Source organism: Mycobacteroides salmoniphilum, assembly GCF_004924335.1.
Taxonomy (GTDB): domain Bacteria; phylum Actinomycetota; class Actinomycetes; order Mycobacteriales; family Mycobacteriaceae; genus Mycobacterium; species Mycobacterium salmoniphilum.
In genome coordinates, this window is sequence record NZ_CP024633.1 from 2,421,106 (window position 1) to 2,446,894 (window position 25,789).

Here is a 25,789-nt window from a genome sequence, read left to right on the forward strand (position 1 = left end):
CCATGGGTACATTGGGGGCGAAAATGTTCTTCGTCTCAGCAACCAAGCCTATGACCGATCCCGAGGTGCCACCCGCCCCGGCGGTCGACGCCACCCCAAAACCCAAGAGCGACAAGGGGTTTTACCGCCATGACCTCGATGGTTTACGCGGTATCGCCATTTTTCTGGTCGCGGTGTTTCACGTGTGGTTCGGCCGGGTGTCGGGCGGAGTTGATGTCTTCTTAACCCTTTCGGGCTTTTTTTACGGCAGCAAGCTACTTCGCACAGCGACCACACAGGGAGCATCCCTCAACCCGATACCGGTCCTGAAACGACTGGTCCGACGCTTGCTCCCGGCGCTGGTTCTGGTGCTGGCGGCCTGCGCCGTACTCACCGTCCTGGTGCAGCCGGAAACTCGGTGGGAGACGTTCGCCGAACAGAGTCTGGCCAGCCTGGGCTACTACCAGAACTGGGAGCTCGCCAACACCGCCGCCGACTACCTGGCGGCCAGCGAGTCGGTGAGCCCGCTGCAGCACCTCTGGTCGATGTCGGTGCAGGGGCAGTTCTATGTCGGCTTCCTGGCGTTGGTGTACCTGCTGGCCGTTCTTCTGCGCAAACCACTCGGCCGGTACATGCGCCCCGTCCTCATCGCCGTCATCGCGGGCTTGGCCGCCGCATCCTTCGGGTACGCGATCTACGCCCATCTCGACTTCCAGTCGATCGCGTACTACAACACGTTCGCGCGTGCCTGGGAGCTGCTGCTCGGTGTGCTGGTGGGCGCGTTGGTGGCTGGAACGCGCTGGCCGATGTGGCTGCGCCAGGTGCTCAGCATCGTCGCCGTGGCGACGATATTGTCCTGCGGCGCGCTCATCAACGGTGTGCGCGAGTTCCCGGGCCCGCTGGCGCTGGTGCCCGTCGTCGCCACTCTCGTCCTCATCTTGTCGGCGGCAAACCTTCCCATAGGCACCGCACAACCGGTCGCCAACCGATTCCTTGCCACCAGGCCACTGGTCGAGCTGGGGTCACTGGCCTACTCGCTGTATCTGTGGCACTGGCCGCTGCTGGTCTACTGGTTGGTCTACAGCGGTCAGCCCAAGGTCTCGTTAGGGGAGGGCGCCGCCATCCTTGGGATCTCCCTGGCGCTGGCCTACCTGACCAACAAGTATGTCGAGACTCCCTTGCGTTATCCCCGGCTGCTCCCCGAGTCCTCCACGCTGTGGACCAGGTTGCGGCGCCCCACGCTGGCGCTGGGGACCGCGATCGTGTTGATGGCGGTCGGGCTGACCGCCACCTCGTTCACCTGGCTTGAACATGTCACCGTGCAGCGATCCAACGGAAAGGAGCTCTCCGGTCTGCGTCCACGCGATTACCCGGGCGCGGGGGCCCTGCTGTACGGCGACCGTGTGCCCGATCTCCCGATGCGGCCCACCACACTGGAGGCCTCCGACGATCTACCGATCAGCACCGAGCAGGACTGCATCAGCGATTTCCGGAATCGCGCGGTCATCTCCTGTACCTACGGCAATCCGCACGCCACGCGAACCATCGCACTGGCCGGCGGATCACATGCCGAGCACTGGATCACCGCGCTCGACATCCTGGGTCGCCAGCACAACTTCAAGATCACCACCTACCTCAAGATGGGTTGCCCGCTCAGTACCGAGGAGGTCCCTCGTATTGCCGGGTCGAACGACCCGTACCCCGACTGCAAGAAGTGGGTCGACGAGGTGATGTCGCGGTTGATCAAGGAACACCCCGACTACGTGTTCACCACCACCACCCGCCCCCGCTCGGCCCAGGGCACCGGTGATGTGATGCCCGATAGTTATCTGGGCATCTGGACGGCTTTCGATGAGGCCGGAATCCCTGTTCTCGGAATGCGCGATACCCCCTGGCTGATCGACAAGGACGGCACCACCTACACCGCGGCCGACTGCATCTCCGCGGGCGGAAACTCCGATACATGCGCCATGGATCGCAACCGCGCGCTCGACGACGTGAATCCCACGCTCGCCATCGCGAACCAGTTCCCGCTGTTGAAGATCCTCGACATGACCAAGGCGGTGTGCCGTCCCGACAAATGTCGGGTAGTGGAAGGAAACGTGTTGGTGTATCACGATTCTCACCACATCTCGGCGACCTATATGCGGACCATGGCCAAGGAACTGGGACGGCAGATCGCGCTCGCGACCGGCTGGTGGCGGGCGGCGCCGCCGGGCAAGTGAGGCGCGCGATCCCGACCCCGGACCGATAGGGTCTATCAACATGACCCTGCCACCACTTCAGGTATGGCCGGGTAATCCGTATCCGCTGGGTGCCACCTACGACGGAGCCGGTACCAACTTCTCACTGTTCTCCGAGGTCGCCACGACCGTCGAGCTGTGTCTCATCGCCAAGGACGGCGCCGAGACGCGGGTACCCCTCGATGAGGTCGACGGGTATGTGTGGCACTGCTATCTGCCGACCATCTCCCCCGGCCAGCGCTACGGATTCCGGGTGCACGGGCCCTGGGATCCCGAGAACGGGCACCGCTGCGACCCGGACAAACTGCTGCTCGACCCGTACGGCAAGGCGTTCCACGGCGAGTTCGACTACGTCCCCGAAGCCAGCCCGCCGCTGCTCTCGTACCAGACCGACCCGCTGAATACCGAGACACTTGTCGCGCGAGACTCGCTGGGCCACACCATGACCTCCGTCGTCATCAACCCCTATTTCGACTGGGGTTCGGATCGTCGCCCGCGCACCCCGTACCACGAGACGGTCATCTACGAAGCCCACGTCAAGGGCATGACACAGACCCATCCCGGGGTTCCCGCGGAGCTCAGGGGCACCTATGCCGGCCTGGCTCATCCTGTCGTGATCGACCACCTGCGTTCCCTCGGTATCACCGCCATTGAACTGATGCCGGTGCACCAGTTCTTTCACGACAGCCGGCTGATCACCCTCGGGTTGCGGAACTACTGGGGGTACAACACTTTCGGATACCTTGCTCCGCACGCGGGATATGCGTCGTCGCCGCACGCCGGTGGTGCCGTCGCCGAGTTCAAGGCAATGGTGCGCGCTCTGCATGAGGCGGGTATCGAGGTCATCCTCGACGTCGTCTACAACCACACGGCCGAGGGTGACCACATCGGTCCGACCCTGAGTTTCCGAGGCATCGACAACCGCGCCTATTACAAACTCAACGACGACAACCTCGCGCGGTACACCGACTACACCGGCACGGGGAACAGTCTCAACGCCCGCAACCCCCACACGCTGCAGCTCGTCATGGACTCACTGCGCTATTGGGTCACCGAGATGCATGTCGACGGCTTCCGCTTCGACCTGGCCTCGACACTGGCCCGCGAGCTGCACGACGTCGACCGGCTCTCGGCCTTTTTCGATCTGGTCCAGCAGGATCCCATTGTCAGCCAGGTCAAACTGATCGCCGAGCCCTGGGATATCGGCGAGGGCGGATACCAGGTCGGCAACTTCCCCGGGCTGTGGACCGAATGGAATGGCAAGTTCCGCGATACCGTCCGCGACTACTGGCGGGGACAACCCGCCACGCTCGGAGAATTCGCCTCCCGACTCACCGGTTCCTCGGACCTGTACGAGGCCACCGGGCGCCGCCCCAGTGCGAGCATTAACTTTGTCACCGCGCACGACGGCTTCACGTTGCGAGATCTGGTCTCGTACAACGAAAAACACAACGAGGCCAACGGCGAGAACAATCAGGACGGGGAAACCTACAATCGCTCCTGGAACTGCGGTGTGGAGGGGCCCACCGATGACGCGGCGATTGTCGCACTGCGCGCGCGCCAGATACGCAATATCTTCGCGACACTGGTGCTGAGCCAGGGCACCCCGATGCTCTCTCACGGCGACGAGATCGGCCGGACCCAGCAGGGCAACAACAATGTGTATTGCCAGGATTCGACGCTGTCCTGGATGGACTGGGGTTTGGCGGAAGAAAACTCTGACCTGCTGCGATTCGCCAGAACGGTGATCGCGCTACGCAAACAGCACCCGGTGTTCCGGCGCCGCCGATTCTTCGCCGGACGTCCTATCCGGGAAGGCGAGGAGGTACGCGATATCGCCTGGCTGACACCCGCCGGTGAGGAAATGACCACCGCAGACTGGGACAGTGGTTTCGGTAAGAGCCTGGCCGTCTTCCTGAACGGCGATGCGATTCCCGAACCCAACGCGCGCGGCGAACGCGTCTCCGGAGACTCATTCCTGTTGTGCTTCAACGCTTACGACGAGCCGCTGGATTTCGTGACACCCGACGGCGACTACGCGGCGCAGTGGACCGCGGTACTCGACACCGGCGAACCGGACGGCCAGTGCTCGGCGGTAGTCGACGCGGGCAAAGCCGTGCGCGTGCAGGACCGCGCCCTCGTCGTGCTGCGCAAGAGCGGATAGCCGGCGCTACGTCAGGTAGCGAAACGCCGCCGAACCCGGTTCCAGCCGTTCGATATCCAGATCGGAGGACTGCATCCGATCCAGCAGGCCCGCTAGATCGTCGGCATAGCTGAGCTCGATGCCCACCAGAGCGGCACCCATCTCGCGATTGTTCCGTTTGACGTACTCGAACAGCGTGATGTCGTCGTTGGGGCCGAGTATTTCCCCGAGGAACCGGCGCAACGCGCCCGGCTCCTGTGGGAAGTCGACGAGGAAGTAGTGCTTGAGTCCCAGGTGCACCAGGGAGCGTTCCAGGATCTCGCCGTATCGCGAAACATCGTTGTTGCCACCGGAAATCAGACAGACAACCGTCTCGCCCGGCGCCAGGTCCAGCTCTGACAACGCCGCAACCGACAGTGCCCCGGCGGGCTCGGCGATGATGCCCTCGTTCTGATAGAGCTCGAGCATCGCCGTGCAGGCCGCACCTTCGTCGACGGTCATCAGGGTGAGCGTTTCACCCGCCGCGGCCAGCAGGCGGTACGGAACCGCCCCGGCGACCTTGACGGCGCAGCCGTCTACAAACGGGTCGACGTGGTCGAGCGGGACCGGCCCACCGGCCCGCATGGCGGCCGCCATACATGCGGCGCCCGCCGGCTCAACGCCTACGACCCGTACCTGCGGAGCCCGTTCCCGCAGGTAGGTGACAATTCCGGAGATACATCCACCGCCGCCGACGGGGACCACCACCACGTCCGGCTGAACGTCCAGCTGGTCGAGGATCTCGGCGGCAATAGTGCCCTGCCCGGCGATGGTCCGGGGATCGTCGAACGCCGGGACCAGGGTCGCACCGGTACGTTCGACATCGGCCTTGGCCGCCGCGGCCGCCTCGTCATAACCGTGCCCCACTGCGATGAGATCCACGAATCCGTTGCCGTGGTAGATGATTCGTTGCCGCTTCTGCTTCGGAGTCTTACTGGGGATGTACACACGGCCATGTACGCCCATCGACTTGCACGCCAGCGCGAATCCCTGCGCGTGGTTACCCGCGCTGGAGCACACCACACCGGCGGCCTTCTCCTCATCGCTGAGCTGCATCAAGAGGTTGAAGGCACCGCGCAGCTTGTACGACCGAACCGACTGCAGATCTTCACGCTTGAGATACACGTTGGCACCAGTCAGCCCGGAGAGACGATCGGCGTGCTGAACGGGAGTCGGGTGCACCACCTCGTCGATGCGTTTGGCCGCCGCATCGATATCGCTGGCAGTGACGGCCTGGGCCGTGCTCAAGAGACGGGCGTCAGCACGAAAACCGGGATCTGACGGTCGGTCTTGGTCTGGTATTCCGCATATGGCGGGTACGCCTCCACGGCACGGTCCCACCATGGCGCCTTCTCGTCGCCGAGGACCTCGCGGGCTTGGTAGTCCTTGGTGGTGCTGCCGTCCTGCAGCTCGACGAGCGGGTTCTCTTTCACGTTGTAGTACCAGACGGGGTTTTTGGGCGCTCCGCCGAGCGAGGCGACAATGGCGTACTCGCCGTCGTGCTCCACCCGCATCAGGGCGATCTTGCGCAGCTTGCCGGACTTGGCGCCGAGTGAGGTCAGCAAGATCACCGGCATGTCCGCAATGGTGATGCCGTCGGTGGTCCCGCTCTCGATAATCTTGGCCACCTGCTTCTGCGACCAATCGAGTCCACTGGGTTCGTATTCACCGGTTAATGGCATGCCGACAACTGTATCGCTCCACCTATCGGGGAATCACGCCGATAACGCGGAACGCCCGGGGTCCGGCCTGCACCGGACACCCTATGACGTTAGTTCTGTCACCCACGATCGGAGTGTTCGGTTGACCGAACTTCCCCGTTAGGCATATCCTCTTTTCATGACGACCTTCGAACGCGCGACACATGGGGTGCGGTCGGTGGACGTCTCGGACGTCGTATGGGCCCCGTACAAGCTGCTCGCGCTCGCAGTAGGCACGGTGGTCTTCGTGGTCACCCTCTTGCTGGTGGCGTCCATGTCGACCGCGGTGCTCTCCGCTAGCGCAGTGGCCAGCATGGCCTGGCTCGCGGGCTCGCTCATTCACTGAGCAGAACCTGCCCACGGGGTGTAATACATCCCCATGTCTTCGCCAAGCGAATCGGCTGCCGAACATCCTGTCGGGCACCGCATGGAGCGGCTTGCCCATGAGGTCACCGATGACGTGCTGGCCGCCGAAAAGCATCTGCCGTCCTGGCTGCGCCCGGGTGCCCCCGAAAGCCGAATACCGGTTCTCATCGCTCTTATCGCGGCGATTGGTCTGCAGTTGGCGATCCCCGCACAGTTCAATCTGACGCCGCGCTGGCCGTTACCCGCTCTCGAGTCAGCGCTACTGCTCGTTCTGGTCATCCTCAACCCGTTAAAATTCACGCGTTCAACGACTTTCGGGCGTTGGTCGACCTATCTGCTGATCGCTGCCATTACCGCCGACAACACCATCTCGGCGGCAATGCTCGATTACAAGATCGTGACGGGCCAGATGGGTGACAACCCGCGCGTGCTCCTCGGCAGTGGCCTGGCGATCTTCATCACCAACGTCATCGTATTCGGTATGTGGTACTGGGAGTTTGACCGTGGCGGCCCCTTCGCGCGCCACACGCCCCAACGGCCGCATCCTGACTTCATGTTTCCGCAGATGGCCAATCCTGAACTCGCGCCGCCAGATTGGCGGCCGAAGTTCCCCGATTACCTGTACGTGAGCTTCACCAACGTCGTCGCGTTCTCCCCCACCGACACCATGCCACTCTCGCGGTGGGCCAAGATGTTGATGACGCTGCAATCCATCGTGGCACTGTCCACCGTGGCACTGGTGCTTGCCCGCGCCGTGAACATCCTGGGCTAGCTGTGATCTCACAGAACTCCGCGCCGACATCGGACGTCCCCGGGACCCTCAATCGGGTTCTTCACCTGGCCACGATGATCGCGGTGAATGCGATTCCCGTCACCGGCTGGTTCGTGGGCGGATGGTCGGCCGGTACGACGCTGGCGGTCTACTGGTTCGAGACCGTGGCGGCTTCCCTGTTCGTCGCACTCCGGGCTCTTCTACACAAGCGGTGGAGTCCGCGCCACGGACACTACCGATACGAAGCGCCCGGACCGGACCAGAGCTACTCGCGAACCTCCTTCGTCAGAGGATTCCTGTTCACGACACTCGTCTTCTCGGCCGCCCATGGGTTCTTTCTCGCGGTCATCGTTTTCCTGCTCACCCACAACGGCAAGGCCGCACTGATCGGTATCGACTGGCACAGTGTGTCATTCGGGTGCCTTCAGGTACTTGTCGCACTGGCCGTCGACTTCCTGGTGGATCTTCCCTCCCTGCGCCGATGGTCCTTCTGGCAACTGGAAGTGATGGCGAGTCGCGGGTTTATGCGGGTTGCCGTCGTGCATCTGACCCTGATCTTCGGGATGTTCGCGGTCGCTGTCACCGATGCGCCCTCGGCACTGTTCGGGGTGTTCGTCGTCCTGAAGACCATGTATTCGCTCAGCGTCACCTTCCCGCAGTGGGAGCCCGCTACCCCACCGCGCTGGCTCAGTAGCGCGATGAATCGGATCCCGAGCGCACGTCCTGGATTGACCTTCGAAGAGCAATGGGTCAAGGACCGTAAGGCCGAGACCGCACGGCGGAAGAAGAACGAAGAGCCGTGGACGGGGACGCGGCGCTAATCGCTCGTCAGATGGGGTCGCTGCTGGAGTAGGTGTCGTTCGACTCCGGTCGCGCACCGTAACGCTGGGCGTATGTCTCGTGCTTGCGCGCATGCTTTTCGCGGTTTCCGATGTCGGCGAGCTTGGGATCCAGATCGTGCTGGGCCAACCGGTAGCGGCGCCAAATCTTGTTGAGAGCGTGCGTCATCAGGATCGCCCAGACATAGATGGGCAGGGTGATCGCCACGTGCAGGAGCATTCCACCCGGCAGGAGCCAGAATGGAGCCAGGATGAAATGGGGCGGGATCACGTATCGGATCATGTGCCGCCGAATGGCCCCGGGGCCGGACAGATCGTTGGCCACCCAGTCACGCATAGAGTCGGGCAGGCGTCTTCCATAGGCGTAGGTGATGTACTGCCCAGCGGTGGGCCGATCGGTCGTCATGCAAGCTCCTGCGCGTCTGAGGCGGCCCTCGCTGGAGGACAGCACTGCGAATACAGACAGTGCCCCGGCAAGCGCCCTCAGGAACTATAGACGCGCCCCTGTCCTGCAGTGTTGTCGGGTTGCTAATCTGTGCAAGTTGTTGTGTGGTGAGGTGGACTTGATATGGATGCACGTCAGCCGCTGTATCGGATGAAGGCGGATTTCTTCAAAACGCTGGGACATCCCGTGCGGATTCGCGTGCTGGAGCTGCTCAGCGAACGCGATCGGGCCGTGTCAGAGATGCTGCCCGAGGTGGGTATCGAGGCAGCGAATCTGTCACAGCAGTTGGCCGTGCTCCGACATGCCGGCCTGGTGACAGCTCGTCGCGAAGGACTCTCCGTGCTGTACACCTTGACATCACCGCGAGTGGCGGAGCTGCTGGCGACTGCGCGCAAGATCTTGACCGGCGTGGTCGCCGATCAGGCCGAATGGCTCGATCCCGAACCCGCTGAGGTCGCGCAGGGCCGCCGTGGAGAACTAGCCGCCCAGACAGCCCGGCCCGAGTAGCGCCTTGAGATCCCCCATCAGGGCCGATGACGGTGTCACCCGAAGCGACTGATCGAGCTCCAACGTCGTGACGCGCTCCCCACTGATCAAACGCAGATGAACCTGGTTGGTGCCCGGATGCCGCGCCAACACTTGCTTGAGCGCGGTGACCTTGTCGATGGTGCACTGCCTCGTCGGCAGCGTCACGGCAACCGGACGGTCGTCGGATGCCTGCGAGAAGTCGGGTACCACAAGATCATTGGCGATCAAGGAGATTCGGTCATCGCGAATCGCCACCTTCGCATTCACCAGAACCACCGCGTCGTCGGCTATCTCGGCGCCGTATACCGAGTAGGCCTGCGGGAAGAAGAGCACCTCGATGCCACCCGTGAGGTCCTCGAGCTGCGCTGAGGCCCAGGGCATGCCGTTCTTGTTCACACGACGGTTGACCGAGGCGAGAATCCCGCCCACCCGCACCTGGGTGTCGTTGGCGATATCGCCTTCGAGGATCGTAGGGATCTGGGTGTCGGTCTGACGACCCAGCAGGTGCGCCACCCCGTTGAGCGGATGCCCGGATACATACAGGCCCAGCATTTCTCGCTCGAGGGCGAGCTTGTGCTTCTCTTCCCATTCGTCGTCGGGCACCTTGATGGCGAACACATTGGCTGCGTCGGCGTCGTCGTCCCCCGCACTGCCGAAGAGGTCGAACTGCCCCATCGCTTCGGCCTTCTTGGTGCCCAGCACCGAGTCGACGGCATCGGACTGGACAAGAAACAGCCCCTTGCGGGAATGCCCCAGGGAGTCAAAGGCCCCCGCCTTCACCAGCGATTCCGTGACCTTCTTATTGCAGGCCGCGATGTCAATCTTGTGCAGATAGTCGGAGAAGTCGGTAAAGGCGCCCTTCGATTCTCGGGTCGCGATGAGCGACTGCACCACGTTGGCGCCGACATTGCGGACGCCGCCGAGCCCGTAGCGGATGTCCTCCCCCACCGATGCGAAGTTGTGCACCGACTCGTTGACGTCCGGCGGTAGCACCGTGATGCCCAGACGACGGCAGTCGGCGAGGTAGATGGCCGCCTTATCCTTGTCGTCGCCCACGGAGGTGAGCAGCCCGGCCATGTATTCGCCCGGGTAATTGGCCTTGAGGTAGGCGGTCCAGAACGACACCAATCCGTACCCGGCGGCATGCGACTTGTTGAACGCGTAGCCGGCGAACGGAAGAATGGTGTCCCACAACGCCTTAACGGCCTTTTCGGAGAAGCCGTTGTTGGTCATGCCTTCGTAGAAGCCCTTGTACTCGGCCTCCAGGACCTCAAGCTTCTTCTTGCCCATGGCCTTGCGGAGCGCATCGGCCTTACCCATCGAGTACGAGGCGACCTTCTGGGCGATGAACATGATCTGCTCTTGGTAGACGATCAGACCGTAGGTCTCCGAGAGGATGTCCTTGAGTGGCTCTTCCAGCTCGGGGTGAATCGGCTTGATCGGTTGGCGACCGTTCTTACGGTCGGCGTAGTCGTTGTGCGCGTTCATGCCCATCGGGCCGGGACGATATAGCGCCAGCACGGCGACGATGTCGTTGAATCCGGTGGGCTGCATGCGGCGCAGCAGATCCCGCATGGGCCCGCCATCGAGCTGGAATACCCCGAGGGTGTCGCCGCGGGACAGTAATTCGTAGGTGGCCGGATCTTCCAGAGGCAGATGATCCAGGTCGAGGTCGACGCCACGGTTGGCCTTGATGTTGTCCAACGCATCGCCGATGACGGTGAGGTTGCGCAGCCCCAGGAAATCCATCTTCAACAGGCCGATGGCCTCACACGACGGGTAGTCCCAGCCGGTGATGATGGCGCCGTCCTGCGCGCGCCGCCACAGCGGGATGGCCTCGGTGAGCGGTTCCGAGCTCATGATGACCGCACACGCGTGCACACCCGCGTTACGGATCAACCCCTCCAGACCGCGCGCGGTCTGGTAGATGGTCCGCACATCCGGATCGGTGTCGATCAGGGTACGAACCTCGGCGGCCTCCTTGTACCGCTCATGCTCGGGATCGGTGATACCCGACAGCGGAATGTCCTTGGCCATGATCGGCGGTGGCAGCGCCTTGGTGATCCGATCCGCGATCGCGAACCCGGGCTGCCCGTAGTGGATACGCGCCGAGTCCTTCAGCGCCGCCTTGGTCTTAATCGTGCCGAAAGTGATGACCTGCGCCACCCGGTCACTGCCCCACTTATCGGTGGCGTACCGAACCATCTCGCCGCGGCGACGATCGTCGAAGTCGATATCGATATCAGGTGCCGACGGTCGTTCCGGATTGAGGAAGCGCTCGAACAGCAGCCCGTGCGGGATCGGGTCGATGTTGGTGATGCCGAGCGAGTAGGCAACCAGCGATCCGGCCGCCGACCCACGGCCCGGACCAACCCTGATACCGACTTCCTTGGCATGCGTGACGAGGTCGCCGACGACGAGAAAGTATGCGGGAAAACCCTTTTGCTTGATGACGTCCAGCTCGTAGTGCGCGCGGGTGAAGTACTCGTCAGGCACTCCGCCGGGGATACCGTGGAAGCGACGCTCCAGTCCGCGGTCGACTTCCTTGCGCAGCCAGGAATCCTGGTCTTCACCCTCCGGCACCGGGAACACCGGCATACGGTCCTTGAAGCTCCAGACGTCCTCGTATGACTGCACCCGCTCGGCGATGAGCAATGTGTTGTCACACGCGCCAGGCACCGAGTCGTCCCAAAGATCGCGCATCTCGGAAGCCGGCTTCAGGAAGTAGCCGTCACCGTCGAACTTGAAGCGCGTGGGGTCCGACATGGTCTTGCCGGTCTGCACGCACAGCAGTGCTTCGTGGTTGTGTGAGTGGTCCTTGGTGACGTAATGACAGTCGTTGGTGGCCAACGGCGGTATGCCGAGCTTCTTTCCCAGCTCCAGCAGGCCCTCGCGCACCCGGCGTTCGATGGACAGTCCGTGGTCCATCAGCTCCAGGAAGAAGTTGTCCTTCCCGAAGATCTCCTGCCATTTGCCGGCGGCCTCGACCGCTTCGGCCTCCTGACCGAGACGAAGCCGAGTTTGTACCTCACCCGAGGGACATCCCGTGGTGGCGATGATGCCGCTTGCGTGTTCGGTGATGAGCTCGGCGTCCATGCGAGCCCACTTACCGAGCTGCCCCTCGAACGAGGCCAGCGAGGACAGCTTGAACAGGTTGCGCAGGCCTGTCGCATTCTCGGCGACCATCGTCATATGGGTGTACGAACCCGAACCGGACACGTCATCGGACTTCTGTCCCGGATCGCCCCAGAAGACACGCTTGGTGTCGAACCGCGAGGCGGGTGCGATGTACGCCTCGATGCCGATGATGGGCTTGACCCCGGTGGCGGTGGCGACGTTGTAGAACTCGCTGGCGCCGTACATGTTCCCGTGGTCGGTCATGCCGACCGCCGACATGCCCAGACGCTCCACCTCCGCGAGCATCGGCTTGATCTTCGCGGCACCATCGAGCATCGAGTACTCGGTGTGGTTGTGCAGGTGCACGAACGAAGAATTCGAGGAGCTCACACGTGCCTTTCGTACCGACCCACGATGGGGGCGTCAATCGCTAGAGGGGTCAGTTTATGGCGAGGGTCCGACAGTCCCGGGCGTGTCGGGGGTGTGTCGCCTGGCTCATCCGGCTACCTGAATCACAGCGGTCACAAAAGCCCCGCCAGCAACGGTGAGAACCTGCGACAACACCATAGCTGGAAGCACGGCCCGGCTCTGCACGGCGACGGCGCCCCTCACCTCACATCGGCGGATTGGTCGACGAGACCCGAGTCGGCGGTGGCGCCCACCGCAGCACTCGGTCCATCTGCCGCGGCGGGATCGCGCCCCGACGATGTTCGGTGTGTGTCAGGTCGTGGCGGGCCGCGCCCGGCGCGCTCTGCGCACGGTGTCCACCGTAAAGATCGTCAGCGCCGCCCAAATCAGCGCGAAGCCCGCCCAGCGTTCCGGCGGCATCGCCTCATGTTTGACCAGCACACCCCACAGCATTTGCAGCGTTGGTGTCAGGTACTGCAGGAGCCCGAGCGTCACCAAGGGAATACGTTGTGCCGCAATACCGAACATCAGCAGTGGCAGCGCCGTCACCACGCCGCTGAGCACCATGAGCGCGGTGTGGCCCTCGGTGTAACCGAGGAAGTGCTGCTGACCGGTAACACCGAGGAACACCAGGTATGCGGTGGCGAACGGCACCGCGACGATGCCTTCGGCAGTCAGGCTCACACGCGGATCGACGGTCACCGTCTTCTTGATGGCTCCGTATCCAGCGAACGAGACGGCCAGTATCAGCGTGATGACCGGCAGCTGCCCATAGTTGACCGTGAGCACGGCGACCGCGGTGAACGCCAGCACCAACGCCAGCAGCTGCCATCTGCTGAGCGGCTCCCGGAAAATCACCACGCCCAACAGCACCGTCACCAACGGGTTGATGAAGTATCCGAGTGCGGCGTCGAGCACGTGCCCGGAGTTGACGGCGTAGATGTAGACACCCCAGTTGAGGGCGATGAGAACCGAGGCGCCGGCAAGGAGCCCCCAGTTGTACGGCCCCATCGTGATGAGGTCACGCAACCGCCGGGAGACGGCGACGACAATCACCATCAGCAGCAGTGTCCAGATCATCCGGTGCGCCAGGATCTCCAGCGCGCTCGCCGGTTCCAGCAGAGGGAAGAATGCCGGAAACAATCCCCACATCACATAGGCGGCCGCGCCGAACAGGTACCCGGACTTCAGGCGATTCTGTTCAGGTGTCGTGACGGCCCCGCTCATCGCAAGATGTCGAGTGCGTGCGCCAGATCCTCCGGGTACTCGCTGGTGATTTCCATCCAGCGCCCGTCTCCCGGGTGGGTGAAGGCCAGCGATTTGGCATGCAGCCATTGACGTTCCAGCCCAAGCTTGGCGGCCAGCGTCGGATCCGCGCCGTAGGTCAGATCGCCACAGCACGGGTGTTTGATGGCCGAGAAATGCACCCGGATCTGGTGGGTGCGACCGGTTTCCAGATGTACGTCCAGCAGGCTGGCCGCCACGAACGCCTCAAGGGTGTCGTAGTGGGTGATGGAGTGACGTCCGTCTTCGACGACAGCGAATTTCCAGTCGTGGCCCCGATGCCGCCCGATGGGCGCATCGATGGTGCCGCTGGACGGGTCCGGGTGTCCTTGTACGAGAGCGTGATAACGCTTCTCCACGCGCCGGTACTTGAAGGCGCGTTTGAGCTCGGTGTAAGCCTTTTCCGACAGCGCCACGACCATGACCCCGGACGTTCCGACATCCAGGCGGTGCACGATTCCCTTGCGTTCCGGCACGCCGGACGTAGTCATCCGGAACCCGGCGGCGGCGAGCCCGCCCAGCACGGTGGGACCGCTCCAGCCGACGGAGGCGTGGGCCGCGACACCCGCCGGTTTGTCGACGGCGACCAAGTCGTCATCGGCGTACAGGATCTTCATGCCCTCGATGGCCTCGACCCGATTCTCCGGTGGCGCCTTGGGCTCGGGAAGGGTGACTTCCAGCCAGGTACCCGCGGTGAGTTTCTCGGATTTGGTGACCACAACCCCATCCAGAAGCACGGCGCCCTCTTCGGCGAGAGTGGCGGCGGCCGTGCGGGACAGACCGAGCAGGCGTGCCAGCCCGGCGTCCACGCGCATACCGGAGAGGCCGTCGGGCACCGGCAGGGAACGCGAGGTCATAACGGCTTGGTCTGGGAAGCCTGCGCGTCGGCGTTCTCGATGTCCGCGTGATCGCCCTGGTCCTCGGCCGGGCGCTTGCCCGCCTCGCTCGATGCTCCTCGCGTCGAGCGCTCGTCGGTACCCGATACTCCTCGCGTCGAGCGCTCGTCGCTGTCGTAGTCGTATCCGAACAACGAGAGCGCCACCAGCAGAATCGCTCCGCCCACCACCGCCGGGTCGGCGACGTTGAAAACCGGCCACCACCCCACCGACAGGAAGTCGACCACATGGCCGCGTAGCGGTCCGGGGCCCCGGAAGAACCTGTCGATGAGGTTGCCCAGCGCGCCGCCGAGAATCATGCCCAGACCGATTGCCCACCACGTGGAGACCAACCGGCGACCGATGAGCAGGATTCCCACCACGACCGACATCGCGATGAGGGTCAGCACCCAGGTGTAGCCGGTGGCAAAGGAGAACGCGGCGCCGGAGTTGCGCACCAGCGTCCAGGTGACGGTGTCGCCGATGATCGGTACGGGCTTACCCGGCTGCAGCAGTCTGACGGCAATGACCTTGGTGATGACGTCCACCGCGAGCACCACCGCCGCCACGATGAGCAGCAGTTTTATCCGCCGTTTGGGCTTCGGGGCGGTCTCGGGCTCGTCACTCACGTCACCCATCATCCCCTACTCAGCGAGGCGCTCTGCGCCACCTGTCTGCGATGATCGCGGCTGTGCCCGATGTTCGTCGCCCCAAAGCCTCATCACCGACCCTTGTGCTGTTGAGCACCGGCGGAACCATCGCGACCGCGGTGGGCAGCGATGGCATCGCTCGACACCGCAGTTCAGGAAATGACCTGCTCGCGGCGTCCGGATACGGCGATGTCGCCGTCCACGACGTGATGGCGATTGACAGCGCGGAAATGACCCCGCAGCGCTGGCAACAGATCGCCGCCGCACTCCGCGGACATATCGCCAGCGGGGCCACCGGGGTCGTCATCGCGCATGGAACGGACACCTTGGAGGAGACTGCGCTCTGGCTCGCGCTGACGTGTGCGGTGCCGGTACCCGTCGTACTCACCGGGGCGCAACGCAGTGGCGACCACCCGGAATCCGACGGACCGGGCAATCTGCGTGACGCGTTGACGGTGGCGGCAAGCGGTGAGGCCCTGGGCGTGGTGGTGTGCTTCGCCGGCCAGGTGTATCCGGCGCTGGGCATCCGCAAGGTCGATCTGGCCACGCCCGCCGGATTCGCTGGTGTCGCCCCCATCGGCGATGTACGCGATGGCGTGTTCGTACGCAGCGGCGACGCACCCTCACCGTTCCTGGGCACCGTGACCCGAGCCGCGTTACCCCGCGTCGACATCGTGAGCCTCTACCCGGGTGCCGACGCCGTGGCGCTCGAGTCCTACGTGCGGGCCGGTGCGCAGGGACTGGTGCTGGAATCGATGGGCGCGGGCAATGCCAATGACGTTGTCATCGAATCTGTTTCGCGTCAGATTGAGGACGGTACCCAGGTTCTGGTCACCACCCGGGTACCGGGTGGTGAGCTGGCGCCCGGTTACGCGCCGGGACAGAAATTGATCGATGCCGGCGGAGTGATGGTGCCCCGGCTTCGTTCCGGGCAAGCGCGCGTGCTGTTAATGGCAGTGCTGGCCACCGGATCAGATCTCGTCTCCGTCATCAATCGACTCGGCTGACTCGCCCGGCCAGTCCAGGCTCGCCACCGGGTCAGCGCGGGTGACACCCGGATCGTCGACGCCAAACGTGCGCGCGATGCCCGGTCCGCTGCTTCGTGTCTCGAATCTCACGGTCATGACGCCATGTCCGGTGCCCTGAATCCAGCCGTGGCCATACTCGGAATGGATGACGTCATCACCAATTCCCCAGCTCGCGGCGCTCGGGGCGGGCGCGGAGCTCGACGGAGCCTCGTCGGTTTCGGCAACCGATTCGGTCTGGTCCAGATCCGGAAAGAGCGAGGCCTGCTGGACGTCGGAGAAGCCCGAGAATCCCACGCCGACAAGGCGAATGGGACCGATCTCGACGGGGTCCAGGAGCAGCCGACGCGCCGCCGACATCAGCACGGCACGTTCGGTGGTGGCATAGGGCAATGTGGCCGACCTGGTCAGGATGCTCATGTCCGAGCGCCGTAGCTTGACGGTGACGGTGCGCACGCCGCGACCGTGCGCGATGAGCCGCCGATGAGCGTGCGCTCCGATGGGTTCGATGGCCTCCCGTAATTGATCGAGAGTTGTCAGGTCATCGGCGAAGGTGGATTCCGCGCTGATCTGTTTGGTTTCTGCACGTTCTGCCACGGGGCGCTCATCGATGCCGCGTGCGAGGCGGTGCAGGGCGGGGCCGATCGTGCCGCCCAGCACCGAGGCCACCTCACTGGTCTGCAGTGCCGCCAGCTGACCAATGGTATTGATTCCCAATCGATTAAGGCGCTCTTCCGCCACGGGCCCGATCCCCCACAATTTGCGCACCGGGAGATCGGCGAGCAGCGAGCCCTGCTCCTCGGGCGCGATGATCCGCACCCCGTCGGGTTTGGCCAATCCCGAGGCGATCTTGGCAAGCTGCTTCCCGGACCCCGCCCCGACCGACGCGGTGAGCCCTGTTTCGGTGAGCACCCGTGAACGAAGTTCGCCGATGTACTCGGCCACGGTTTCGGTGGTGGCCCCGGCCAGTTCAACGGGCTCGCCGAAGGCCTCGTCGAAGGACAGCTGCTCGAGAACCGGGATCATCGACCGCACCGTCGCGAACACCCGTCGGCTGGCAACGCCGTACACCGCGCCACGAGGTGGCAGGACCACGACATTGATGCCGACCAGGCGTCGCGCCTGATGCATCGGCATCGCCGAGCGGGCGCCGAAAACGCGGGCCTCATAGCTCGCACCGGCCACCACTCCCCGGCCTCCGGTACCGCCGACGAGGACCGGACGATCGCGCAGGGTTGGCCGGGTCAGCTGCTCGACCGAGGCGAAGAAGGCGTCCATGTCGAGGTGCAGAACCCATCGACCGGCAGCACACACGCGATCATCGTATTGCGCAGGTCGGACGTCACCCTGCGCGGCGACGCCGGTCGAGCTCCGCGCCCCGAGGTGACCGCGTGGTCCTGGCCTGTGGCCGAACCCCGACAAGAGATGGCCGAATCACGCTACTCGGACAGCCATATCGTCCCTAGCCTTGGTGTCATGGCAATGAATCTGGTGCACCGCTGGTGTTGTAGCTCGGAGATGTGGGCACGTAAGACCGAGTCGCAGCTCCTCCCGTGGGCGCTGCAAGGTGTGGAGCTCGGTGAGGACGCCCTGGAGATCGGTCCCGGCTATGGCGCGAATCTGCGGGTGCTGACCCGGCGCACCCCGCGACTCACCGCGGTCGAGATCGACGAGACCATGGCCTCCCGGCTGCAGCGGCTCTACGGCGATCAGGCAACGGTGATCCAGGGTGACGGCACCAAGCTCGGTTTCGACAACGACCGCTTCAGCTCAGTGGTGTGCTTCACCATGCTGCACCACGTCCCGACATCCGATCTGCAAGATGAGCTGTTCACACAGGCGCATCGGGTGCTGGCCCCTGGCGGCGTTTTCGCCGGCAGCGACGGTGTGCATTCCACCTTCTTCCGGCTGCTGCACATCGGCGACACCTATAACCCGGTGCCCACCGCGTCACTGCCGGATCGCCTGCGCGCAGCGGGTTTCACCGACATCGAGCATCACCTCGACGGGGGCAACCAGCGCTGGCGGGCCGTGAAGGCCGCGTAGGGCCGGCGCTAACCCGCCGCCTTTTTCAAGGACGCCCGGACCCCGTCGCCGATATCGGTGGCGGGCGTCCCCACGTCCTGGCCGGCCTGGCCGATTTCCAGTGTCGTGGCGAGGATTTCGCCGGCGATCAGGCCGCGGTGACGTTCCGCCCAGGGCCGACGGTCCTCGGGTACCTCAAGGATGACCGTGACACGGTCGGACACCTCCAGACCTGTCGACTTGCGAAGGTCTTGGAGCTCTCGAATGAGATCGCGCGCCCATCCCTCGGCCTCCAACTCTTCGGTGACGGTGTCATCGAGGATGACCAGTCCGCCACCCTCGGGAAGCGCCGCCGTGGAATCCGGCTCCGCGGCCACCAGTTTCGAATCGAACTCACCCTCCTGCAGCGTGATCCCGGCGGCGACGACGGTTCCGTCAGCCTGCTGAGCCCAGTCGCCGGCCTTGACCGCCCGGATGACCGTCTGCACGTCCTTGCCCAGCCGCGGCCCCGCGGCACGCGCGTTGACGGTCAGTTCGAACTTGCCGTAGGCAGCGATATCGTCGGTCAGTTCGACGGATTTCACGTTCAGCTCATCAGCGATGAGGGCTGCGTACGGCTCCAACCGCTTGGGGTCGGGCACCGCGACCGTCAGTGTGAGCAGCGGCAGGCGCACCCGCAGCTTCTTGGCCTTGCGCAAGGACGAGCCCGTCGAGGCCACCTTGCGCACCTCGTCCATGGCGGCCACCAGATCGGGGTCGGCGGGCAGTGCCGATTCGGACACCCAATCGGTCAGGTGCACAGACCGCTCCCCCGTCAGTCCCCTCCAGATCACCTCGGTGGTCATCGGCAACAGTGGTGCGGCCAGACGGCACGTCGTCTCCAGGACGGTGTGCAACGTGTCGATCGCATCCGCGTCCTCGTCCCAGAACCGCGAACGTGACCGTCGCACATACCAGTTGGTCAATGCGTCGGTGAACTGCCGCAGCTGTTCACACGCTCCCGAGACATCGCAGATATCCATGGCCGCGGTGAGGTTGTCACGTAGCTGTGCCAGTTTGGCCAGGATGTACTTGTCGAGCACCTGAGTCGAATCGGTGCGCCACGTGCCGGGTTTGGGCGCATACAGCTGCAGGAAGCTCCATGCGTTCCACAACGGCAGTATCACCTGCCGCACGCCCTCGCGAATACCCTGCTCGGTAACGATCAGATTGCCGCCGCGCAGGATTGGCGACGCCATGAGGAACCAGCGCATCGCGTCGGAGCCGTCGCGGTCGAACACCTCGTTGACATCCGGGTAATTGCGCAGCGACTTGCTCATCTTCTGGCCGTCGTTGCCCAGCACGATGCCATGCGACACACAGGTTCTGAATGCGGGCCGATCGAAGATCGCCGTCGCCAGCACATGCATCACGTAGAACCAACCGCGCGTCTGGCCGATGTACTCGACGATGAAGTCGGCCGGGAAATGGTTTTCGAACCACTCGGCGTTCTCGAACGGATAGTGCACCTGCGCGTACGGCATAGAGCCCGAGTCGAACCAGACATCAAAGATGTCCGAGATGCGGCGCATGGTGGACTTGCCGGTCGGATCGTCCGGATTGGGCCGGGTCAGCTCATCGATGTACGGCCGGTGCAGATTTGTCGGACGGACTCCGAAGTCGCGTTCCAGCTCGTCGAGACTGCCGTATACGTCGATGCGCGGATACGCAGGATCGTCAGACTTCCACACCGGAATCGGGCTGCCCCAGTATCGGTTTCGAGAGACTGACCAGTCGCGTGCGCCTTCCAGCCACTTGCCGAACTGGCCGTGCTTGACGTGCTCGGGATACCAGGTGATCTGCTCGTTGAGCTCCACCATCCGGTCCCGGAATTCGGTCACCTTGATGAACCAGGAGGACACGGCACGGTAGATCAACGGGTTTCGGCACCGCCAGCAGTGCGGGTACGAGTGGTCGTAGGTCTCATGGCGCAACAGCACGGCGCCATTGGAGGCAGCGGCACCGGTGCCGTTCTTCAGGTCCTTGATGATCTGCGCGTTGGCATCGAACACCTGCTGACCCACGTAATCGGGCACGGTGGCGTCGAATCGGCCCTTCGAGTCGACGGGGGTGACGGGGGTGATCCCCGCCTTGTCGGTGACGTTCTTGTCTTCTTCACCGTAGGCCGGGGCCATGTGCACGATGCCGGTGCCGTCCTCGGTGGTGACGTAGTCACCCGAGAGCACCGTGAAGGCATTCGGCGACGCATCCTGCTGGAAATACGGGAATGGCGGGAGGTAGCGCATGCCCAGCAGCTCGGCGCCGGTGTAGGTGTCCAGCACCGTGGGCTCTTCACCAAGCTCACGGGCGTAAGACCCGACCCGCGCCTGCGCCAACAGGTAACGGTCCTCGGAGGCGTTCTCACCGGCGGGCTTCACCACCGCATAGGTCACCTCGGGGTTGACCGCGACCGCCAGGTTCGAGGGCAGCGTCCAGGGAGTTGTGGTCCAGATCAGCAGGCGCGCACCGTCGAGCACCGCCCACCGGCTGTCCTCATTGCCCGCGATCCGGTACCCCACGGTGACCGCCGGATCCTGACGACTCTGATACACGTCGTCGTCCATGCGCAGTTCATGATTGGACAGCGGTGTCTCGTCGCGCCAGCAATACGGCAGTACGCGGTAGCCCTCGTACGCCAATCCCTTATCCCACAATTGTTTGAATGCCCAGATGACCGATTCCATAAAGGTCGGGTCGAGCGTCTTGTAGTCGTTGTCGAAGTCCACCCAGCGCGCCTGCCGGGTGACGTAGTCGCGCCATTCCTTCGTGTAGCGCAGCACCGACTCGCGGCAGGCATCGTTGAACTCGGCGATACCCATATCGTCGATCTGCGATTTATCGGTGATGCCGAGCTGGCGTTCCACCTCCAGCTCTGCGGGCAAACCATGTGTGTCCCAACCAAATCGGCGGTCCACCTGGTACCCACGCATGGTCTGATAACGCGGCACGATGTCCTTGACGTAGCCGGTGAGCAGATGCCCGTAGTGCGGCAGCCCGTTGGCGAACGGAGGACCGTCATAGAAGACGTACTCCGGGGAGCCGTCACGATGAGCAATGCTGGCGCGGAAGGTGTCGTCCGCGTCCCAGTAGGCCAGCACCTGCTTTTCCAGCGCAGGAAGATTCGGCGATCCGCTGCGCTGATCGGCCCCGAGATTGGTGCGCGGGTACGCGTCGGTTCGCTCGCCCTGATGCTCTTCGCCCGAGGGGCTCATCGCGGTCTCCCTGTGCTCGCTGGCACGGGGACGATGGGACGCCGTCGGCGTACCTCCGCGGTACCACCCCGCTTGCCCCACGCTGTCGGGGCCTCTCACCACGGCTGTGACGGGCCTGCCCGTCCGGTTCTACTGGGTTATCCGCGCTGGGCACGAAACTTTTCTTCCGGAGACTCCCCGGTGATGGCCGGATCGGTGTCTATGGCGCCAATTCTATTCGGGTGCGTTGATATGGCCAAACCGGTTTCGCAGCACCATCACCGTGGCCAGGACCAGGGCAATCGTCAATAACGCCCCCACGAAGAGCACCGTCAGCGCCCACCCGCCCGCTTGGTATGCCAGGCCGCCCGCCGCCCCGGCCACCGAACTGCCGAGGTAGTAACTGAACAAGTACAGCGCGGACGCCTCGGCGCGGTCGCGCTGCACGACGGCGCCCACCCACCCGCTCGCGACGGTATGGGCGGCAAAGAAGCCCGCGGTGAACACACCCACGCCGATGATCACCGCGACGAGTGAATCCGGGATGGTCAGCGCGAGTCCGATGGCCGTGACGGCGACCGCGCCGATGAGGACCAGCCCCCGGCCGCGGCGGTCCGCCAGGCGGCCGGCCACTGCCGAGGACACCGTTCCCGCGAGGTACAGCAGGAACAGCAGTCCGGCGATAGCCGTGGGAAGCCCGAACGGAGGCGCCACCAGGCGATAGCCCAAATAGTTGTACACGGTGACGAATCCGCCCATCAGCAGGAAAGCCAGTCCGAACATGATGAGCAGTAACGGGTTTCGTACGTGCGTCCCGAGAATTCGCATCGTGGTGCCGACCCTGACCCGCTTGGGCACGAAGAATTGCGACCGCGGAAGCAGCATGGCGAAGAGCACCGTGCACACCAATGTCATGGCACCACTGCCTAATAACGCCATCCGCCAATTGCTCACGTCGAGTACCGAGGACGCCACCAACCGTCCGGCGAGTCCACCGACCGTGGTGCCCGCGATGTATCTGCCCATCGCCGAACCCAGCGAGCCCGGGTGCACCTCTTCGGCCAGGAATGCCATTGCCACTGCCGGAATTCCAGCCAGTGCAACACCTTCGGCGGCGCGACCGATCAGCAACACCGCGAAGGTGGGGCTGGCCGGTAGCAACAGCCCGAGGATCGTCGTGGCGATCGCCGAAACCAGCATGACCCGGGTGCGCCCGTACCGTTCCGAGAGTGCACTCGCCGGAATGATCGATAACGCGAGCATTCCGGTGGTCACAGAGACGGTCAGCGCGGCGGCGGCTGGGCTCACCCCGAAGTCCGCGGAGAGCGCCGGGAGCACCGCCTGCGTGCCATAAAGGGCGGCGAACGTCGCAAGCCCAGCGGCAAAGAGCGCGCCAGTCAGACGCCGATATCCGGCAGTGCCCGTTTCATGGGGCACCGGATCCGCGGCGCAGATCGCCGGACTGCTCTGGGTGCTCGGAGCCATCGTCATGGACCTAGATGCTCCCCCGACCGGGCATATCACGGAAATGAGCAATTTAGCGATCTATAATTCAATTTAGGCATATATGGAGGTGGCAGCATGGCGGAGGGTGACTACGAGTGGTACATCACACTCGCCGAGCGACAAAACGTCACCGCGGCCGCCGAGCAGCTCCAACTCGCCCAGCCCACGCTCACCCGAATGCTGGCCAGACTGGAGCGCCGGCTCGGCGTGCAACTGTTCGACCGGCACGGTAAGCGGCTCACCTTGAACCCGTCCGGGCGGATCTTCTACCAGCACGCCCGTCGCGCTCAGATGGAACTGGACTCTGCTCGTCGAACCATCAACGATCTCGCCAATCCCGCCGAGGGTGAGATCCGGCTCGGATTCCTGCACACCTTCGGCCCCACACTCGTCGCCCGCCTGATCGCGGGCTTCGCCGCGGCGTCGCCGCACGTACGGTTCGTGCTCGAGCAGGGCGCCGCAGGCAGCCTCGACGATCTTGTCGCCAACGGCGATCTGGACGTCGCAATCGTCTCTCCGCGCCCTCGCCGCGCAAATCTGGGGTGGCGCAACCTCTTCCGGCAGCGTCTCGGTGTCGCCGTGCCCACAGACCATCGGCTCACACAGGCCGAAGACGTGTCGATGGCCGACCTTGCCGACGAACCCTTCATCGGGATGCATCCGGGGTTCGGCATGCGCCGCCTCCTCGAAGAACTTTGTGCGGCCGCGCAATTCCAGCCGCGTATCGTGCTCGAATCGAGCGATCTGACGACGGTGGCGGGCTTGGTGGCCGCGGGCCTGGGCATCGCGGTGCTCCCCGTGGACGCCACCACCTACCCGCCCGACCTCAGGATGTTGCGCCTCGTAGACGCCGACGCGCACCGGGACGTCGGCATCATCTGGAGCTCCGGGCAGCCCCTTTCGCGCCCGGTCCGGGATTTCATATCCCACGCCATCGCCTCGACGTAGGTCACAATCATCCTCATGTCTGCCGATGTGCCGCCCGCGAACGGGATCGCCCAGGCGATAGCGCAGATCGATACCGCCGCCGACGAGGCCGAGTTCTGTGCTGCCGTGGGCGCGGCGCGGATGGTGATAGCCCTTGAGGTGCGAGTGCGCACGCCGGAGGCGGCCCTCGCCGCTGCCTGGTCCGAAGCGTTGCGGCACAGCATCGGCACGGCCGCACGACTCGTCACTGGCGGGGTGGATCCGGGCTGGACCTGGTTCGTTTCGGGAAGTGTGGCCCGAGGCGAGGCGGCACCCGGTTCCGATATCGAGACGCTGCTTGCCGTCGACGACGCGCTCGACGGAGACGGCAAGACTCACCTGATGGAGCTGGCAGCCCAGGTGCACGCGATGCTCGAACGCGGCGGCATTGGAAGCGATTCGAACGGCGTGCTGGCCAGTCGCGGGCGATTCTGCCGCCGGGCCTCCAACTGGTTCGAAGGAATCGAACGCTGGTGCGCCAACCCGCCCGAAGACCGCGGCGTCGTGATGGCGGGGCTGATGGCCGACTCCCACGGGGTGGGCGCGGGATCGTTGTTGTCGGACAACGCCCTGCGTACCGAGAATGCCCGCTGCGCACAGCGCCACTACCCCATCCGACTTGCCATGCTTCAGGACGCGGTGGCCATACGCGCCGGATTCCCTTCGCGGTTAAGGATATTCGCGACGCAATCCGACACCGTCGATCTCAAGGTCGCGGCGATCGATCCGGTGGTCAAGATCGCACGCTGGGCGGCGTTGTCCGCCGGAGCGGATGCACTGTCGACACCAGAGCGCCTCGACGCCGCCGCCGGCAACATCCTGGACGCCGATGATGCCTCGACACTGCGGGATTGCTTCGCCTGGCTGCTTCGATTTCGGTGGAGGTCTCGGGCCACGGCGTGGCAGGACGGCGAGCACATGTCCGACATCGTGTCGCTGTCTGCCCTTGCCCCGCAGGAGCGTGCGGTGCTGCGCTCCGTCGCGCGCGAGATCGCCGGCATCCGACGCAAGCTGATCTACCTGTCCTCGACATCCTCATTCAGATAGTCGGTCGTACCAGCGCATGGCCCAGCGCGCATCGCCCAGGGCCGTATGCCGCTGCCCGGCGCTGGGGGTCTTCACACCGAATTGCAGCGACAGATTGGAGTAGTCGGCGTCCGGTACCAACCCGCGTTCACGGATGCGTGCCGCGGTGAGGGCGACGACATCGACGAGAGCCGGATTCCACGCTGGGCCGGTCCCGTGGGCCAGGAACATCCGCGTCAGGCACTCAGCATCGAATTGAGGTATCACCCCGACGATGGTGGCTCCCGCCGTCCATTCGTCAACGAGCGAAACAGCTTCCGCGGCACGAAAAATACGAGGGAACTGCAGCGGTCTCAAGCGCACTTGCGGATGCCGCTTATGGAAACCGCTGATCTCAAGGCCGGCGGGATCCGCCGATTCCAGGTCTAAGTCCTGGACGTCTACACACAGGTGCAACTGCCGTTGCCCGGAATCGGTGCGGCGAATGATCGCTATTTCCCATGGCTGGCGCTCGCGATGAAGCCCGGTGGTCTCGGTATCGAGAAAAACCAACGGGGCTGAAGGTCCGTCGGGTTCACCAGCATCGCCAACCATGTGTGGGCAGTCTCCCATATCACGCCCAC

Annotated in this window: 21 protein-coding genes; 10 read left to right on the forward strand and 11 right to left on the reverse strand. The window is 64.2% G+C overall.

Annotation, left to right across the window (positions count from 1 at the left end; translation table 11 throughout):
* Positions 1 to 23: 23 nt before the first annotated feature.
* Together DSM43276_RS11960 and glgX are read left to right on the forward strand one after the other, a co-directional pair.
* The gene (locus DSM43276_RS11960) at positions 24 to 2,204 is read left to right on the forward strand and encodes an acyltransferase family protein (protein ID WP_078329911.1); all 2,181 of its coding nucleotides are present in this window, start codon (positions 24 to 26) and stop codon (positions 2,202 to 2,204) included.
* 40 nt (positions 2,205 to 2,244) lie between these two features.
* Positions 2,245 to 4,386, forward strand: a complete 2,142-nt coding sequence (gene glgX / locus DSM43276_RS11965; protein ID WP_078329910.1) for a glycogen debranching protein GlgX — start codon at positions 2,245 to 2,247, stop codon at positions 4,384 to 4,386.
* A gap of 6 nt (positions 4,387 to 4,392) precedes the next feature.
* Here glgX and ilvA read toward each other — a convergent pair whose 3' ends face one another.
* Positions 4,393 to 5,652, reverse strand: coding sequence for a threonine ammonia-lyase IlvA (ilvA, locus tag DSM43276_RS11970; RefSeq protein ID WP_078329909.1), 1,260 nt, complete (start codon positions 5,650 to 5,652; stop codon positions 4,393 to 4,395).
* Entirely contained in the window at positions 5,649 to 6,086 is a 438-nt protein-coding gene (locus tag DSM43276_RS11975; protein ID WP_078329908.1) for a nitroreductase family deazaflavin-dependent oxidoreductase, read from the reverse strand. Before DSM43276_RS11975 ends, ilvA begins: the two co-directional genes overlap by 4 nt.
* 157 nt (positions 6,087 to 6,243) lie before the next feature.
* Between DSM43276_RS11975 and DSM43276_RS11980 the strand changes: the two genes are divergently transcribed.
* Genes DSM43276_RS11980 through DSM43276_RS11990 form a run of 3 tightly spaced genes read left to right on the forward strand, consistent with a single transcriptional unit; the run spans position 6,244 to position 8,063 of the window.
* Positions 6,244 to 6,450, forward strand: coding sequence for a hypothetical protein (locus DSM43276_RS11980; protein ID WP_078329907.1), 207 nt, complete (start codon positions 6,244 to 6,246; stop codon positions 6,448 to 6,450).
* Positions 6,451 to 6,483: 33 nt separating this feature from the next.
* Positions 6,484 to 7,242 (forward strand): hypothetical protein, encoded by a 759-nt coding sequence (locus DSM43276_RS11985; protein WP_078329906.1) that lies wholly within the window; start codon positions 6,484 to 6,486, stop codon positions 7,240 to 7,242.
* A gap of 2 nt (positions 7,243 to 7,244) precedes the next feature.
* Positions 7,245 to 8,063: a DUF6498-containing protein gene (locus tag DSM43276_RS11990; protein WP_078329905.1), complete on the forward strand. Its 819-nt coding sequence runs from the start codon at positions 7,245 to 7,247 to the stop codon at positions 8,061 to 8,063.
* A gap of 7 nt (positions 8,064 to 8,070) precedes the next feature.
* Here the strand turns inward: DSM43276_RS11990 and DSM43276_RS11995 are convergent, their stop codons facing one another.
* Positions 8,071 to 8,487 (reverse strand): DUF5313 domain-containing protein, encoded by a 417-nt coding sequence (locus tag DSM43276_RS11995; protein ID WP_078329904.1) that lies wholly within the window; start codon positions 8,485 to 8,487, stop codon positions 8,071 to 8,073.
* Between the two features lie 162 nt (positions 8,488 to 8,649).
* Here DSM43276_RS11995 and DSM43276_RS12000 point away from each other — a divergent pair, with 162 nt between their 5' ends.
* Positions 8,650 to 9,033: an ArsR/SmtB family transcription factor gene (locus DSM43276_RS12000; protein WP_078329903.1), complete on the forward strand. Its 384-nt coding sequence runs from the start codon at positions 8,650 to 8,652 to the stop codon at positions 9,031 to 9,033.
* Here DSM43276_RS12000 and dnaE read toward each other — a convergent pair.
* The 4 genes from dnaE to lspA form a co-directional block, all read right to left on the reverse strand.
* On the reverse strand, positions 9,004 to 12,561 hold the full coding sequence (dnaE, locus tag DSM43276_RS12005) for a DNA polymerase III subunit alpha (RefSeq protein WP_078329902.1): 3,558 nt from the start codon (positions 12,559 to 12,561) through the stop codon (positions 9,004 to 9,006). The two genes, DSM43276_RS12000 and dnaE, sit on opposite strands and share 30 nt — an antisense overlap.
* Positions 12,562 to 12,891: 330 nt before the next feature.
* Positions 12,892 to 13,806 (reverse strand): EamA family transporter RarD, encoded by a 915-nt coding sequence (gene rarD, locus DSM43276_RS12010; RefSeq protein WP_078329901.1) that lies wholly within the window; start codon positions 13,804 to 13,806, stop codon positions 12,892 to 12,894.
* Positions 13,803 to 14,720, reverse strand: coding sequence for an RluA family pseudouridine synthase (locus DSM43276_RS12015; RefSeq protein WP_078295618.1), 918 nt, complete (start codon positions 14,718 to 14,720; stop codon positions 13,803 to 13,805). The genes rarD and DSM43276_RS12015 overlap by 4 nt, the downstream gene beginning before the upstream one ends.
* The gene (lspA, locus tag DSM43276_RS12020) at positions 14,717 to 15,379 is read right to left on the reverse strand and encodes a signal peptidase II (RefSeq protein WP_078329900.1); all 663 of its coding nucleotides are present in this window, start codon (positions 15,377 to 15,379) and stop codon (positions 14,717 to 14,719) included. Before lspA ends, DSM43276_RS12015 begins: the two co-directional genes overlap by 4 nt.
* Positions 15,380 to 15,477: 98 nt before the next feature.
* On the opposite strand from lspA, the gene DSM43276_RS12025 reads away from it, so the two are divergent.
* Positions 15,478 to 16,395 carry an asparaginase gene (locus DSM43276_RS12025; RefSeq protein ID WP_211196769.1) on the forward strand — a complete coding sequence of 306 codons (918 nt, stop codon included), beginning with the start codon at positions 15,478 to 15,480 and terminating at the stop codon, positions 16,393 to 16,395.
* Here DSM43276_RS12025 and DSM43276_RS12030 read toward each other — a convergent pair.
* Positions 16,360 to 17,727, reverse strand: coding sequence for a DNA polymerase IV (locus DSM43276_RS12030; protein WP_078329898.1), 1,368 nt, complete (start codon positions 17,725 to 17,727; stop codon positions 16,360 to 16,362). The genes DSM43276_RS12025 and DSM43276_RS12030 overlap by 36 nt on opposite strands.
* A gap of 162 nt (positions 17,728 to 17,889) precedes the next feature.
* On the opposite strand from DSM43276_RS12030, the gene DSM43276_RS12035 reads away from it, so the two are divergent.
* Entirely contained in the window at positions 17,890 to 18,459 is a 570-nt protein-coding gene (locus tag DSM43276_RS12035) for a class I SAM-dependent methyltransferase (RefSeq protein ID WP_208861806.1), read from the forward strand.
* A gap of 8 nt (positions 18,460 to 18,467) precedes the next feature.
* Here DSM43276_RS12035 and ileS read toward each other — a convergent pair whose 3' ends face one another.
* Both ileS and DSM43276_RS12045 read right to left on the reverse strand, forming a co-directional pair.
* Positions 18,468 to 21,689, reverse strand: a complete 3,222-nt coding sequence (gene ileS, locus DSM43276_RS12040) for an isoleucine--tRNA ligase (RefSeq protein WP_078329897.1) — start codon at positions 21,687 to 21,689, stop codon at positions 18,468 to 18,470.
* A 213-nt stretch (positions 21,690 to 21,902) separates the two neighbouring features.
* On the reverse strand, positions 21,903 to 23,159 hold the full coding sequence (locus DSM43276_RS12045) for an MFS transporter (protein WP_078329896.1): 1,257 nt from the start codon (positions 23,157 to 23,159) through the stop codon (positions 21,903 to 21,905).
* Positions 23,160 to 23,249: 90 nt separating this feature from the next.
* Between DSM43276_RS12045 and DSM43276_RS12050 the strand changes: the two genes are divergently transcribed.
* Positions 23,250 to 24,122, forward strand: a complete 873-nt coding sequence (locus DSM43276_RS12050) for a LysR family transcriptional regulator (protein WP_078329895.1) — start codon at positions 23,250 to 23,252, stop codon at positions 24,120 to 24,122.
* Between the two features lie 15 nt (positions 24,123 to 24,137).
* Positions 24,138 to 25,187 (forward strand): putative nucleotidyltransferase substrate binding domain-containing protein, encoded by a 1,050-nt coding sequence (locus DSM43276_RS12055; protein ID WP_078329894.1) that lies wholly within the window; start codon positions 24,138 to 24,140, stop codon positions 25,185 to 25,187.
* On the opposite strand, the gene DSM43276_RS12060 is transcribed toward DSM43276_RS12055, so the two are convergent.
* Positions 25,176 to 25,760: an exonuclease domain-containing protein gene (locus tag DSM43276_RS12060; protein WP_078329893.1), complete on the reverse strand. Its 585-nt coding sequence runs from the start codon at positions 25,758 to 25,760 to the stop codon at positions 25,176 to 25,178. The genes DSM43276_RS12055 and DSM43276_RS12060 overlap by 12 nt on opposite strands.
* Positions 25,761 to 25,789: the final 29 nt, after the last annotated feature.